This is a genomic window from Pseudomonas sp. TE6283 (assembly GCF_054060555.1).
Map to the genome: position 1 here is coordinate 88,186 of NZ_JBSSDH010000009.1, position 13,345 is coordinate 101,530.

The 13,345-nt window shown below is 65.8% G+C and carries 13 protein-coding genes; 10 read left to right on the forward strand and 3 right to left on the reverse strand.

Annotated features, from left to right (window positions below; translation table 11 throughout):
- Positions 1 to 160: 160 nt before the first annotated feature.
- From rfbB to ACVWZ5_RS14455, 7 genes are read left to right on the forward strand one after another with little or no spacing between them, the layout of a single operon-like run.
- Positions 161 to 1,243 (forward strand): dTDP-glucose 4,6-dehydratase, encoded by a 1,083-nt coding sequence (rfbB, locus tag ACVWZ5_RS14425; protein WP_084942091.1) that lies wholly within the window; start codon positions 161 to 163, stop codon positions 1,241 to 1,243.
- On the forward strand, positions 1,240 to 2,115 hold the full coding sequence (rfbA, locus tag ACVWZ5_RS14430) for a glucose-1-phosphate thymidylyltransferase RfbA (RefSeq protein ID WP_062575520.1): 876 nt from the start codon (positions 1,240 to 1,242) through the stop codon (positions 2,113 to 2,115). The genes rfbB and rfbA overlap by 4 nt, the downstream gene beginning before the upstream one ends.
- Positions 2,112 to 2,660 carry a dTDP-4-dehydrorhamnose 3,5-epimerase gene (gene rfbC / locus ACVWZ5_RS14435; protein WP_062575521.1) on the forward strand — a complete coding sequence of 183 codons (549 nt, stop codon included), beginning with the start codon at positions 2,112 to 2,114 and terminating at the stop codon, positions 2,658 to 2,660. The genes rfbA and rfbC overlap by 4 nt, the downstream gene beginning before the upstream one ends.
- Positions 2,657 to 3,517: a dTDP-4-dehydrorhamnose reductase gene (rfbD, locus tag ACVWZ5_RS14440; protein WP_062575522.1), complete on the forward strand. Its 861-nt coding sequence runs from the start codon at positions 2,657 to 2,659 to the stop codon at positions 3,515 to 3,517. Before rfbC ends, rfbD begins: the two co-directional genes overlap by 4 nt.
- A gap of 39 nt (positions 3,518 to 3,556) precedes the next feature.
- The gene (locus tag ACVWZ5_RS14445; RefSeq protein ID WP_062362721.1) at positions 3,557 to 5,371 is read left to right on the forward strand and encodes a sensor histidine kinase; all 1,815 of its coding nucleotides are present in this window, start codon (positions 3,557 to 3,559) and stop codon (positions 5,369 to 5,371) included.
- Positions 5,368 to 6,774, forward strand: coding sequence for a sigma-54-dependent transcriptional regulator (locus ACVWZ5_RS14450; protein WP_062575523.1), 1,407 nt, complete (start codon positions 5,368 to 5,370; stop codon positions 6,772 to 6,774). Before ACVWZ5_RS14445 ends, ACVWZ5_RS14450 begins: the two co-directional genes overlap by 4 nt.
- Positions 6,771 to 7,226, forward strand: coding sequence for a thioesterase domain-containing protein (locus tag ACVWZ5_RS14455; RefSeq protein WP_062575524.1), 456 nt, complete (start codon positions 6,771 to 6,773; stop codon positions 7,224 to 7,226). The genes ACVWZ5_RS14450 and ACVWZ5_RS14455 overlap by 4 nt, the downstream gene beginning before the upstream one ends.
- A 31-nt stretch (positions 7,227 to 7,257) precedes the next feature.
- Here the strand turns inward: ACVWZ5_RS14455 and cysQ are convergent, their stop codons facing one another.
- A complete protein-coding gene (gene cysQ / locus ACVWZ5_RS14460; protein WP_062575525.1) occupies positions 7,258 to 8,091 on the reverse strand; it encodes a 3'(2'),5'-bisphosphate nucleotidase CysQ in 834 nt (277 codons plus the stop codon).
- The gene (nudE, locus tag ACVWZ5_RS14465) at positions 8,088 to 8,654 is read right to left on the reverse strand and encodes an ADP compounds hydrolase NudE (RefSeq protein WP_050703344.1); all 567 of its coding nucleotides are present in this window, start codon (positions 8,652 to 8,654) and stop codon (positions 8,088 to 8,090) included. The genes cysQ and nudE overlap by 4 nt, the downstream gene beginning before the upstream one ends.
- Before the next feature lie 64 nt (positions 8,655 to 8,718).
- Here nudE and yrfG point away from each other — a divergent pair, with 64 nt between their 5' ends.
- Positions 8,719 to 9,381 carry a GMP/IMP nucleotidase gene (gene yrfG / locus ACVWZ5_RS14470; protein WP_062575526.1) on the forward strand — a complete coding sequence of 221 codons (663 nt, stop codon included), beginning with the start codon at positions 8,719 to 8,721 and terminating at the stop codon, positions 9,379 to 9,381.
- A 44-nt stretch (positions 9,382 to 9,425) separates the two neighbouring features.
- Here yrfG and lysM read toward each other — a convergent pair whose 3' ends face one another.
- Positions 9,426 to 9,866: a peptidoglycan-binding protein LysM gene (lysM, locus tag ACVWZ5_RS14475; protein WP_062575527.1), complete on the reverse strand. Its 441-nt coding sequence runs from the start codon at positions 9,864 to 9,866 to the stop codon at positions 9,426 to 9,428.
- A 175-nt stretch (positions 9,867 to 10,041) separates the two neighbouring features.
- Here lysM and fdhD point away from each other — a divergent pair, with 175 nt between their 5' ends.
- Both fdhD and ACVWZ5_RS14485 read left to right on the forward strand, forming a co-directional pair.
- On the forward strand, positions 10,042 to 10,869 hold the full coding sequence (gene fdhD, locus ACVWZ5_RS14480; RefSeq protein WP_457340700.1) for a formate dehydrogenase accessory sulfurtransferase FdhD: 828 nt from the start codon (positions 10,042 to 10,044) through the stop codon (positions 10,867 to 10,869).
- 8 nt (positions 10,870 to 10,877) lie between these two features.
- Complete coding sequence (locus tag ACVWZ5_RS14485) at positions 10,878 to 13,223, forward strand: FdhF/YdeP family oxidoreductase (protein WP_084942093.1); 2,346 nt, start codon at positions 10,878 to 10,880, stop codon at positions 13,221 to 13,223.
- Positions 13,224 to 13,345 lie beyond the last annotated feature (122 nt).

Sequence of the window (13,345 nt, forward strand, 5' to 3'; positions counted from 1 at the left end):
AACCTCGTTTTTTGTCGCCTATATCGCCATCGCGGCTGCCGATAAGCAAGTGGCATCCCTGCACAGACGACAGGCCGTCCTGCATTCACGACTTGCCACAAGCGATGCCAGCCAACAAGCTACGCTCCTGGCAATACGCTTTCCAAACAGGCACCCGCACATGCGCATTCTCGTCACCGGCGGCGCCGGTTTCATCGGCTCGGCCCTGGTTCGTCACCTGATCGATCACACCGATCATGAGGTGCTCAACCTCGACAAGTTGACCTACGCGGGCAACTTGCAATCGCTGCTGCGAGTCGCCGGCAACAGCCGCTATGAATTCGTCCAGGGCGATATCGCCGACCAGGCCGGCGTCAGCGCCGTGCTTGCCAGGTTCCAGCCGGACGCCATCATGCACCTGGCCGCGGAGTCGCATGTCGACCGCTCCATCGACGGCCCGGCGGACTTCATCCAGACCAACATTGTCGGTACCTACAGCCTGCTGGAAGCCACCCGAGGCTACTGGAGCACGCTGAACGAGCCCGCCCGTGGAGCATTCCGCTTCCATCACGTTTCCACCGACGAGGTCTTCGGCGATCTGCAGGACACCGGTGACCTGTTCAATGAAAACAGCTCATACGCGCCCAGTTCCCCCTACTCGGCCAGCAAGGCGGCAGCCGATCACCTGGTCCGCGCCTGGCACCGCACCTATGGCCTGCCGACAGTGATCAGCAACTGTTCCAACAACTACGGTCCATATCACTTCCCAGAGAAACTGATCCCGCTGACCATCCTCAACGCCCTGGCCGGCAAGCCGCTTGCGGTCTACGGCAATGGACAGCAGGTCCGCGACTGGCTGTATGTCGAGGATCACGTGCGCGCCCTGCTCCAGGTCGTGACCGCAGGTGAAGTCGGCCGGACCTATGCCATCGGCGGTCACAACGAGCAAAGCAATATCGGCGTGGTACAGGCCCTGTGCTGCTTGCTGGAAGAGTTGGCGCCCGTCCATCCGCTCGGAGTGACCCGCTACGCCGATCTGATCACCCACGTCCAGGATCGGCCGGGCCATGACCTGCGCTATGCCATCGATGCCAGCAGGATCGAGCGCGAGCTCGGCTGGTCGCCCCAGGAAACCTTCGCTTCTGGCCTGCGCAAGACCGTGCAGTGGTACCTGGACAACTTGGAGTGGTGCCGTCAGGTCCAGGACGGCAGCTATCGGGGCCAGCGCCTGGGCAACGCCGACCTCAAGGATCTGATCGCATGACCAAAGGTATCGTCCTGGCCGGCGGCGCCGGTACCCGCCTGCACCCCATCACCCTCGGCGTCTCCAAGCAGCTGCTGCCAATCTACGACAAGCCGATGATCTACTACCCGATTTCGGTACTGATGCTCGCCGGCATCCGCGACATCCTGCTGATCTCCACGCCACAGGACCTGCCGCAGTACCGCCAGCTGTTCGGTGACGGCAGCCAGTTCGGTATCCGCATCAGCTATGCCGAACAACCCTCACCCGACGGGCTGGCACAGGCGTTCCTGATCGGTGAATCGTTCATCGGCGACGATGCCGTGTGCCTGATCCTCGGTGACAACATCTTCCACGGCCAGGGCTTCAGCGAACAATTGCAGCGCGCGGTGCAACAGCCCTCGGGCGCCACCGTGTTCGGCTATTGGGTCAAGGACCCGGAGCGCTTCGGCGTGATTGAGTTCGACGCCGATGGCCGAGCGCTGTCGATCGAGGAGAAACCCCTGCACCCCAAGTCCAGCTACGTCGTGACCGGCCTGTACTTCTATGACAACGACGTGGTGAACATCGCCAAGAGCATCCGTCCATCAGCCCGCGGCGAACTGGAGATCACCGACATCAACAATGCCTACCTGGCTCGCGGCGACCTGCGCGTCGAACGCTTTGGTCGTGGCTTCGCCTGGCTCGACACCGGCACCCACGACAGCCTGCTTGAGGCCTCGCAGTATGTGCAGACCCTCGAACATCGCCAAGGGCTGAAGGTGGCCTGCCTCGAAGAAATCGCTTTCCAGAAGGGCTGGATCAGCCGCGAGCAGGTACTGGCCAAGGCCTGCGAACTACAAAAAACCGGCTACGGCCAATACCTGAGCCAGCTGGCCGAAGAGTACCCATGAACATCATTACCACCGCGCTCCCGGAGGTCCTGATCATCGAACCGAAGGTGTTCGGTGACAGCCGAGGGTTCTTCTACGAAAGCTACAACGCCCGCGACTTCGCCCTGCAAACCGGCATCGACACGCCGTTCGTCCAGGACAACCACTCCCACTCAGGTCACGGTGTGCTGCGCGGCCTGCACTACCAGTTGCAAAATGCCCAGGGCAAGCTGGTCCGCGTGCTGCAGGGCGAGATCCTGGACGTTGCGGTGGACATCCGCGGCAGCTCGCCGACCCTAGGGCAGTGGGTAGCGGTGCGGCTGTCCGCCGACAACCACCGCCAGCTGTGGCTGCCACCCGGTTTCGCCCATGGCTTCCGGGTTCTGGGCGAGTCGGCCGAGGTGCTCTACAAGACCACCGACTACTACAACCCCGACGCCGAGCAGAGCATTCGCTGGGACGACCCTCAACTGGCCATCGACTGGCAGTTGGACGGCCTGCAACCATTGCTGTCGGCCAAGGACCAGGCCGCCACATCGTTTGCCGAAGCGCCACTGTTCCCATGAGGATCCTCATCTGTGGCAGCCATGGCCAGGTCGCACTGGCACTTCAGGACGCACTGAGCGGCCTGGGCGATGTGCGGCGGGTCGGTCGCGACGGGCTCGACCTGGCTCACCCGGAACAACTGCGCGCCACACTGCGCCAGATTGCCCCGGCGCTGATCATCAACGCCGCCGCCTACACCGCGGTCGACCAGGCTGAAAGCGAGACGCGGCAAGCCTACACGATCAACGCCGAAGCACCCCGGGTGCTGGCCGAAGAAGCCGCACGGCTCGGCGCACCGCTAATCCACTACTCCACCGACTATGTCTTCGACGGCAGCAAGTCAGCCCCCTACGACGAAGACGACACCCCCAGCCCGCTGAGTGTCTATGGCCGCAGCAAGCTGGCAGGTGAACTGGCCATCACCGCTGTCGCCGGCGAGCACCTGATCCTGCGCACCAGCTGGGTCTATTCGCATCATGGACGCAATTTCCTGCTGACCATGCAGCGCCTGCTTCAGGAACGCGCTCAACTGAAAGTGGTGGACGACCAGATCGGCGCCCCGACCTGGGCAGCCACCATTGCCGCCAGTACGCGTGCACTGGTCGAGCGCTGGCAGAACGGCCAGGCCGGCGCCTGGGGCACCTACCACCTGACCGCCCAGGGTGAAACCTCCTGGTTCGGCTTCGCCCAGGCCATCGGCGAACAGCTCAAGGCCCGCGGCCTGCCCTGCGCCGAACTGCTGCCCATCCCCTCCAGCGAATACCCGACACCAGCAAGACGCCCCCTCAACTCACGCCTGGACTGTTCGCGTCTGGCCCGCGAATGGCAGGTCAGCCAACCGCACTGGCACGATGCACTCATCGACTGCCTCAAGTAGCGCATAATTGCGCCAGACCCTACTGGCGCCCTTATCGCAATGATCCCAAGACCCACGCCTCCCCGCCGCCCACGCTGGCGCAGCCTGGCCCTGCTGGCGCTGTGCCTGGCCCCGCTGCTGTGGCCATTGCACCACCTGGCCGAGCGCTACTACCAGGACGAGCTGGCTTCGCAGAACCGCCAGACCCTCGACCTCTACGTCGCCAACCTGCTGGGCACCCTGCACCGCTACGAAACCCTGCCGCAAATCCTCGGTGACCTGCCGGCGCTGCGTGGCGTGCTGGCCGACCCGTTTCGTCTCGAGGCGGTGACCAACGCCAACCGCCTGCTCAAGCACATCACCCAGCAGACCGGCGCCGAGGTGATGTACCTGATGGATGTCAGCGGCAACACCCTGGCCGCCTCCAACTGGGACAAGCAGGACAGTTTCGTCGGCCGCAACTTCTCGTTCCGCCCCTACTTCATCGAAGCGATGGAAGGCCACCTGGGGCGCTTCTTCGGCCAGGGCACCACCTCGGCCAAGCGCGGCTACTTCTTCGCCGCCGCCGTGCACGACCGCGACAAGGTGATCGGCGTGCTGGTGGTCAAGGTCGACCTCGACCACACCGAGACCCTCTGGGGCCGCACCCCGGAACAACTGCTGCTGACCGACCAGAACGGCGTGGTGGTGCTGACCTCGCGCCCGGACTGGCGGTTCCGCGCCACCCGCGAGCTGACTGCAGCCGAGCGCCAGGCCATCGTCGCCATCCAGCCCTACCCGACCCAGGCGCCACAGCCGCTGACCCTCGACCAGGCCGCCTGGCTGATCCAGACCCGCGACATCAAGGAAACCGGCTGGCAGGTGAGCATCCTTGCCCCGCGCCTGCTGGTCGATCGCTCGGTGCAGACGGTCATGGCCATCGGCGGCGGCGCGCTGCTGGTGACCATGCTCCTGGCCGGCCTGGTGATGCAGCGCCGCCGCCACTACATCGACCGCATCGACTTCGAGGCCCGTGCCCGCCAGGAACTGGAGCACCGCGTGATCGAACGTACCGCCGACCTCGAAGGCCTCAACACCCGGCTCAAGAGCGCGGTGCTCGAACGCGAAAACGCCCAGCAGGAGCTGGTGCGCGCCCAGGACGAGCTGGTCCAGGCCGGCAAGCTGTCGGTGCTCGGCACCATGTCGGCGAGTATCAGCCACGAGCTCAACCAGCCGCTGGCGGCCATCCGCAGCTACGCCGAGAATGCCGAGATCCTCCTCGATCATCAGCGCACCGAGGACGTACGCGGCAACCTCAAGCTGATCGGCGAGCTGACCGGGCGCATGGCCTCGATCATCGCCCACCTGCGCGCCTTCGCCCGCCGCGACCAGCACGCACCGGAAAGCGTGGCCCTGCAACCGGCACTGGACGACGCCCTCGCGCTGCTGGCCAAGCGCCGCCGGGCCATGGCCGTGGAGTTGGTGCGCGACCTGCCGGAAGCCACTCTGTGGGTGCAAGCGGGCGAAACACGCCTGCGCCAGGTGCTGGGCAACCTGCTGGCCAACGCCCTCGATGCCCTCACCGAGAAGGCCAACCCACGCCGGCTGTGGCTGAGTGCCGAACGCCAGGATGACTGCGTCTACCTGTACATCCGCGACAATGGCCCCGGTTTCAGCCGCCAGGCCCTGGAGCATGCCAAGGAGCCGTTCTTCACCACCAAGACCCGCACCCAGGGCCTTGGGCTGGGGCTGGCCATCTGCGAAAGCCTGATGCATGCACTGGGCGGTGAGCTGCTGCTGGGCAACCACCCGGAAGGCGGTGCCCTGCTGACGCTGAAACTGCGCGTGGCCAAGCCTGGCGCCAACCTGCAATCTTCGGAGGACACCTCGGCATGACCGAGACACTGATCGACAGCCGCGCCCAGGTGCTCCTGGTCGACGACGACCCGCACCTGCGCCAGGCCCTGAGCCAGACCCTGGACCTGGCCGGGCTCAAGGTGGTGGCCCTGGCCGACGCCCAGGGTCTGGCCGGGCGCATCGAGGAAGACTGGCCGGGAGTGGTGGTCAGCGATATCCGCATGCCCGGCATCGATGGCCTGCAACTGCTGGAACAACTGCATGCCCGCGACAGCGAACTGCCGGTGCTGCTGATCACCGGCCACGGCGATGTGCCGCTGGCGGTGCAGGCCATGCGCGCCGGGGCCTACGACTTCCTCGAAAAGCCCTTCGCCAGCGACGCCCTGCTCGACAGCGTGCGCCGCGCCCTGGCCCTGCGCCGCCTGGTGCTGGATAACCGCAGCCTGCGCCTGGCCCTGAGCGACCGCCAGCAATTGGCCACGCGCCTGGTCGGCCAGTCGCCGGGCATGCAGCGCCTGCGCGAGCAGATCGGAGCCCTCGCCGGCACCCGCGCCGACGTGTTGATCCTCGGTGAGACCGGCGCCGGCAAGGAGGTGGTGGCCCGTGCCCTGCACGACCTGTCGAGCCGCCGCGACGGCCCGTTCGTGGCGATCAACGCCGGCGCCCTGGCCGAGTCTGTGGTCGAGAGCGAGCTGTTCGGCCACGAGCCCGGGGCGTTCACCGGCGCGCAGAAACGCCGGATCGGCAAGTTCGAGTTCGCCAACGGCGGCACGCTGTTCCTCGACGAGATAGAGAGCATGAGCCTGGACGTGCAGGTCAAGCTGCTGCGCCTGCTGCAGGAACGGGTGGTCGAACGCCTGGGCGGCAACCAACTGATCCCGCTGGATATCCGCATCATCGCCGCGACCAAGGAAGACCTGCGCCAGGCCGCCGACCAGGGCCGCTTCCGCGCCGACCTGTACTACCGCCTCAATGTCGCGCCGCTGCGCATCCCCGCGTTGCGCGAGCGCGGCGACGACATCCTCGTGCTGTTCCAGCACTTCGCCGACGCCGCCAGCGAGCGCCACGGCCTGCCGCCCCACAGCCTGCAACCGGCGCAGCGCGCCATGCTCCTGCGCCACGACTGGCCGGGCAACGTGCGCGAGCTGCAGAACGCCGCCGAACGCTTCGCCTTGGGCCTGGAACTGGCCCTCGATGGCCAGGTGCCCGCGGCGGCTCATGACATCCAGGTGGCCGTGCCGACCGGCAATCTCAGCGAACAGGTCGAGCAGTTCGAACGCTCGCTGATCGCCGCCGAACTGGGCCAACCGCACAACTCGATGCGCAGCCTCGCCGAAGCCCTCGGCATCCCGCGCAAGACCCTGCACGACAAACTGCGCAAGCACGGCCTGAGCTTCGACGGCGGTGGAGGGCACGACGACCAGGAGGAAAACCGTCCATGAGCACCGACAGCCAGTACCTGCAATCGGTATTGCACAGTGATATTCCGTTGACCCGCGAAATGGGGATGGAAGTCCTCGATTGGCAACAGCACTGCCTGCGCCTGAAGCTGCCGCTGGCGCCCAACGTCAACCACAAGAGCACCATGTTCGGCGGCAGCCTGTACTGCGGCGCGGTGCTGGTCGGCTGGGGCTGGCTGCACCTGCGCCTGCGCGAGCTGGGGATCGATGACGGGCATATCGTCATCCAGGAAGGGCAGATCAGTTATCCGCTGCCGGTGACCGGCACAGCGGTGGCACAGTGCCCGGCGCCGGACGAGAAAACCTGGGAGCGGTTCCTGACGATGTACCAGCGTCGCGGGCGGGCGCGGCTGACACTGGAGACGGTGGTGAGCAACGAGGGGCGTAACGAGCCTGCGGTGAAGTTCAGCGGGCAGTACGTGCTGCATCGTTGAAAACTGGGGGCGCGTAGCGGCGCCGACGAGCTCAAGCTTTGATCGCACTCGCCAGTTCGACGAACGCCTGACGCCATTGAGCAGCACGGGGCAATGCCAGGAAGAACGGATTGAGCAGCGACTCACGCGGTGGATAGCGGAACGGCAACCCATCCAGCCCGATCACCTCGCCCCCGGCCCCTTCCAGCACGCCCTGCGCAGCTGCGGTATCCCACTGAGAAGTCGGCGCCAAGCGCGGATAACAGTCGGCGCTGCCTTCGGCCAGCAGGCAGAACTTCAGCGAACTGCCGATATTGGCCAGTTCCAGCTCACCCACTGCGCCACTCAGCCCGGCCAGCAGGGCCTCCTGTTGCGGGCTGGAATGCCGGCGGCTGGCGACGATGGTGAACTTCGCCCCCTGCGCCGGCGCGTTGCGCACCTGGATCGGCTGCGCGACACCCTCACGCTCCACACGCCAGGCCGCCAGGTCGCGGCCACCGAAATAGCAGCGGCCATTGGTCGGCATCGCCACCACCCCGAATACCACCTCACCGTTCTCGATCAACGCGATATTGACGGTGAACTCCTCGCTCCCGGCGATGAACTCCTTGGTGCCATCCAGCGGGTCGACCAGCCACCAGCGCTGCCAGCCTTGGCGGGTGGCCAGCGGGATCTCGCAGTCTTCCTCGGACAGCACCGGTATCTGCGGTGCCAGCGCTTGCAAACCATCCGCGATCACCCGATGAGCCGCCAGGTCGGCAGCAGTCACCGGCGAATCGTCGGCCTTGCTGGTCACCGCCACATCGGCGCGCCAGAACGGCAGGATCGCCTCGCCGGCCAAGCGGGCGAGCGCCACCACGTCCTGCATCAACTGCCGATCGTTCATACGCTCAATACCCCACGCTGGATCAGCAGGTCGCGGGCCAGGTACAACGCCGCCAGCGCCCGACCTTCGGTGAACTGCGGGTGCATGGCCAACGCCGAAAGCTCACGCAGGTTGACCTTGTCGACCCGCATCGGCTCGGGCTCGTCGCCCTCCAGGCGTTCTTCGTACAGGTCCGAGGCCAGCACCACCTGGATCTTCTGGCTCATGTAGCCGGGCGACAGCGACAGCTCGGTCAGGTGCTCCAGCTGGCGTGCGCCGAACCCGGCCTCTTCCTTGAGCTCACGGTCGGCGGCAGCCAGCACGTCCTCGCCCGGCTCGATCAGGCCCTTGGGCAGGGACAGCTCGTACTCATCGGTGCCGCCGCAATATTCCTCGACCAGCACCGCGTGCTCGGCATCGAGCATGGCCACGATCATCACCGCGCCATAACCGTTGCCACGACCGACCAATCGCTCGTAGGTGCGCTCGGTGCCGTTGGAAAAGCGCAACTGCACGGCTTCGACCCGGAACAGGCGGCTGCTGGCGACGATCTCGCGGCTGAGGACGGTGGGTTTCTGGCGCATGGGGCGGCTCCTTGGCGTGAACGGGTTACTATACCGTGGCTAGCCGACTGATCGAGAATTTCCCATGCCCGTTCTTCCCTGGTCCGCCATCGATACCGTCCTGCTGGACATGGACGGCACCCTGCTCGACCTGCACTACGACAACCGCTTCTGGCTGGACCACCTGCCCCAGCGCTACGCCGAGCTGCATGGCGTGAGCCGGGCCATGGCCGAGCTTGAGCTGCACCCGCTGTTCGAGCGGCATGCCGGCACGCTGAACTGGTACTGCCTGGATTTCTGGAGCCGCGAACTGCGCCTGCCGATTCGCGAGCTGAAACAGGAGATCGCCGACCTCATCGCCCTCAAGCCGGATGCCGACACCTTTCTCGCGGCCGTGCGCCAGGCGGGCAAACGCGTGGTGATGATCACCAATGCGCACCGCGACTCGCTGTCGCTGAAACTGGAGCGGGTGGAACTGGCGCCGTATTTCGAACGGCTGATCAGCTCGCATGACTATGGGTATCCAAAGGAAAGTCCGCAGTTCTGGGATGCCTTGCAGGCGGACATCGGTTTTGAACCGGCGCGCAGCCTGTTCATCGATGACACTTTGGCGATTCTGCGCAGTGCGCGGCGATTTGGTGTTGGGCACCTGCTGGCTGTACGCCAGCCTGACAGTCAGGCCGGGCCGAGGGATACACAGGAGTTTGCCGCCGTAGAGGACTATCGGGCGTTGCTGGCGGGGCTATAGGCCCGCGCCCACCAGCTTGGGAGCGGGCTTGCCCCAAGATGTGATCAATCAGGAATACGCAGTACCTGCCCCGGATAGATCTTGTTGGGGTCCTTCAGCATCGGCTTGTTCGCCTCGAAGATCTTGTTGTACTTGTTGGCGTCACCATAGACCCGCTTGGAGATGGCACTCAAGGTATCGCCTTTCTCGACCTCGACGAACCGCGCCGCCTGGGCGATGGGCCCGGTCACGGTGATCTGGTCATCCACCGAAGCCACCCCCGCGATATTGCCAGCCGCCAGGATGATCTTCTCCTTCTCCTCCTGGCTGGCAACCTCGCCCTTGAGAATGACCTTGTCACCCTCTACAGTGGCCGAGATGTTCGGGTTGCCCAGGCCCACGTCCTGGACGTGCTTCTTCAACTGCTCCTCGGCATTGGCATTGCCCGGCGTCAGCAGGTCGATCAACTTCTCGCCGGCTTCCTTCACGAAACTGAACAGGCTCATGTGGCGCTCCTTTGATGGTGAATCCATGGAAGCAGGAGTCTAGGCCAGGATCACCCATCCCGCTCCGCTGCGACCAATCGACGCGCTCTATCACGACATAGACGCTAGCGATTAGACGCCATCGGCACAGGGGCCTAGGCTTGTGGGGTCAAACTGCCAGCCGGTATTCGCCCCGATGAACAGCAAGCCACCGGTCTGCGCGGCGTCCACGCCTCTTGCCCTGCCCGCCGCCAGCAACACCTACGACTACGTCCAGCTCACCGACACGGCCCCCGACAGCACACCGCTGGCCGAGGAAGTGGCCCTGGCCATCGTCTACAACGGCCTGAACCAGGCGGTGATGCTGGTCAGCCCGACCGACCTTGAAGACTTCGCCGTCGGCTTCAGCGTGGGCAGCGGGATCGTCGCCGGTACCGAGGAAATCTACGACGTGAAGCTCTCCGGCAGCGGTTCGGCGCTGTATGCCGACCTGGAGATCTCCAGCCGTGCCTTCTGGAACCTGAAGAACCAGCGCCGTCAGCTGGCCGGCACCAGCGGCTGCGGCCTGTGCGGCGTCGAAGCCCTGGAACAGGCATTGCCCGAGCTGGACGTTCTGCCCGGCGCGCCGCTGCCGCCCGCGCACTGGTTGAAAGACTTGCGCCAACGCATCGATGCCTTCCAACCCCTTGGCCAGCATTGTGGCGCGGTACACGCCGCGCTGTTCATGGACCGCGAAGGCCAGTTGCTGCTGTGCCGCGAAGACATCGGCCGGCACAACGCCCTGGACAAACTGATCGGCGCCCTGCTGCGCCAACGCATCGACACCGCAGGCGGCCTGGCCATCGTCACCAGCCGCTGCAGCCTGGAGCTGATACAGAAAGTCCTTCGCGCCGGCATCCAGACCCTGGTCAGCCTCTCGGCACCCACGGGCCTGGCCCTGCAGTGGGCGCGCAAGCACAACCTCAACCTCATCCATCTGCCCAAACACAGCGCACCGCGGGTGTTCAGCCCAGCGGCGGAGTAGCAACAGCCGTGACCTCCTACGAAAAACTGCCAGACAACGCCCCCGCCTCCACCCCTCGCTACAAGCCCTACCCCGGCCCCGCCGGCGGTTGGGGGGCGCTGCGCAGCGTGGCCAAGGCCTGGGTGGGCAGCGACAACGCCCTGAAGAACATCCGCGCCCTGCTCAAGACCAACCAGAACGGCGGCTTCGACTGCCCTGGCTGCGCCTGGGGTGACTCGCCCGAGAGCGGCATGGTCAAGTTCTGCGAGAACGGCGCCAAGGCGGTCAACTGGGAGGCCACCAAGCGCCGCGTCGATGCGGCGTTCTTCGCCCGCTACAGCGTCAGCGCGCTGCTCGAACAGAGCGACTACTGGCTCGAATACCAGGGCCGCCTGACCGAGCCGATGGTCTACGACCCGGTCACCGACCGCTACCGGCCGATCGACTGGGACGCGGCCTTCGCCCTGATCGCCCGGCACCTGAACAACCTGTCCAGCCCTGACCAGGCGGAGTTCTATACCTCCGGCCGGGCCAGCAACGAGGCGGCGTACCTGTACCAGCTGTTCGTGCGCGCCTACGGCACCAACAACTTCCCCGACTGCTCGAACATGTGCCACGAAGCCAGCGGCGTGGCCCTGGGCCAGAGCGTCGGCGTGGGCAAGGGCACGGTCACCTACGACGACTTCGAGCACGCCGACGCGATCTTCGTCTGGGGCCAGAACCCTGGCACCAACCACCCGCGCATGCTCGACCCGCTGCGTGACGCAGTCAAACGCGGCGCCCAGGTGGTCTGTGTCAACCCGCTCAAGGAGCGTGGCCTGGAGCGCTTCCAGCATCCGCAGAACCCGCTGGAAATGCTGACCAACACTGACCGCCCGACCAACACGGCATTCTTCCGCCCGGCCCTGGGCGGCGACATGGCGCTGCTGCGCGGCATGGCCAAGTTCCTGCTGCAGTGGGAGCGTGAAGCCCAGGCCAAGGACGAGCCGGCGATCTTCGACCACGCCTTCATCGCCGAGCACGGCCATGGCGTGGACGAGTACCTGGCGGTGGTCGATGCCACTTCGTGGGAGCAGATTCAGGCGCAATCGGGCCTGACCCTCGCCGACATAGAACTGTCGGCGCGCATGTACTGCAAGGGCAAGCGGGTGATCATGTGCTGGGCCATGGGCATCACCCAGCACCGCCATTCGGTGCCGACCATCCAGGAAATCGTCAACCTGATGCTGCTGCGCGGCAACCTCGGCGTGCCGGGCGCCGGCCTGTGCCCGGTGCGCGGCCACAGCAACGTGCAGGGCGACCGCACCATGGGCATCAACGAACGCCCGCCGGTGTTCCTGCTCGACGCCCTCGAAAAGCGCTTCGGCTTCCCGGTGCCGCGCCACAACGGCCACAACACCGTCGAGGCGATCCACGCCATGCTCGACGGCCGGGCCAAGGTGTTCATCGGCCTGGGCGGCAACTTTGCCCAGGCCACGCCGGACACCGAACGCACCGCGCAGGCGCTGCGCAATTGCGAGTTGACCGTGCACATCAGCACCAAGCTCAACCGCAGCCACCTGGTCCACGGCAAGCAGGCGCTGATCCTGCCGTGCCTGGGCCGTACCGATATCGACCTGCAGGGCGAAGGCCCGCAGGCGGTGACGGTGGAGGACTCGTTCAGCATGGTCCACGCCTCCAACGGCCAGCTCAAGCCGCTGTCGCGGCAGATGCGCTCGGAGCCGGCCGTGGTCGCCGGTATCGCCGCCGCCACCCTGGGCAAGCAACCGGTGGACTGGCACTGGTTGGTGGCCGACTACGACCGCATCCGCGACCTGATCGCCGACACCATTCCCGGCTTTGCCGACTTCAATGAACGCCTGCGCCTGCCCGGCGGCTTCTACCTGGGCAACAGCGCCGGCAGCCGCCAGTGGAAGACCGCCAGCGGCCGTGCCAACTTCAAGGCCAACCTGCTGCCCGACAGCCTGCTCGACGAACGCGTGCGCGCCAGCGGCCAGGTGCCGGACCTGATCATGCAATCGATGCGTTCGCACGATCAGTACAACACCACCATCTATGGCATGGACGACCGCTACCGCGGCGTGCGCGGCCAGCGCGACGTGCTGTTCGTCAACGAAGCCGACATCATCCGCCTGGGCTTCCAACCGGGGCAGAAAGTCGACATCGTGTCGCTGTGGGGCGATGAGCATGTGCGCCGGGTGCAGGGCTTCACCCTGCTGGCGTTCGACATTCCCGCCGGCCAGGCGGCGGCCTACTACCCGGAAGTGAACCCGCTGGTACCGCTGGAGAGCATCGGCGACGGCAGCCATACGCCGACGTCGAAGTTCATCGCCATCAAGCTGGAACGGGCGCGGGACGACGGGCGCATCATCTGAGCAAGATTGGGCTAGGCGCGATCCCTGTAGGAGCGGCCTTGTGTCGCGAAAGGGCCGCGCAGCGGCCCCGGCGATCTTTGCGTGAACCCTGAAATCCTGGGGCTGCTTCGCACCCCTTTCGC

Coding starts and splice junctions, on each gene's coding strand:
- rfbB (WP_084942091.1), top strand. CDS start 161: ATGCGCATTCTCGTCACCGGCGGCGCCGGTTTCATCGGCTCGGCCCTG.
- ACVWZ5_RS14455 (WP_062575524.1), top strand. CDS start 6,771: ATGAGCACCGACAGCCAGTACCTGCAATCGGTATTGCACAGTGATATT.
- lysM (WP_062575527.1), bottom strand. CDS start 9,866: ATGAGCCTGTTCAGTTTCGTGAAGGAAGCCGGCGAGAAGTTGATCGAC.
- nudE (WP_050703344.1), bottom strand. CDS start 8,654: ATGCGCCAGAAACCCACCGTCCTCAGCCGCGAGATCGTCGCCAGCAGC.
- fdhD (WP_457340700.1), top strand. CDS start 10,042: ATGAACAGCAAGCCACCGGTCTGCGCGGCGTCCACGCCTCTTGCCCTG.
- ACVWZ5_RS14450 (WP_062575523.1), top strand. CDS start 5,368: ATGACCGAGACACTGATCGACAGCCGCGCCCAGGTGCTCCTGGTCGAC.
- ACVWZ5_RS14445 (WP_062362721.1), top strand. CDS start 3,557: ATGATCCCAAGACCCACGCCTCCCCGCCGCCCACGCTGGCGCAGCCTG.
- cysQ (WP_062575525.1), bottom strand. CDS start 8,091: ATGAACGATCGGCAGTTGATGCAGGACGTGGTGGCGCTCGCCCGCTTG.
- rfbD (WP_062575522.1), top strand. CDS start 2,657: ATGAGGATCCTCATCTGTGGCAGCCATGGCCAGGTCGCACTGGCACTT.
- rfbC (WP_062575521.1), top strand. CDS start 2,112: ATGAACATCATTACCACCGCGCTCCCGGAGGTCCTGATCATCGAACCG.
- rfbA (WP_062575520.1), top strand. CDS start 1,240: ATGACCAAAGGTATCGTCCTGGCCGGCGGCGCCGGTACCCGCCTGCAC.
- yrfG (WP_062575526.1), top strand. CDS start 8,719: ATGCCCGTTCTTCCCTGGTCCGCCATCGATACCGTCCTGCTGGACATG.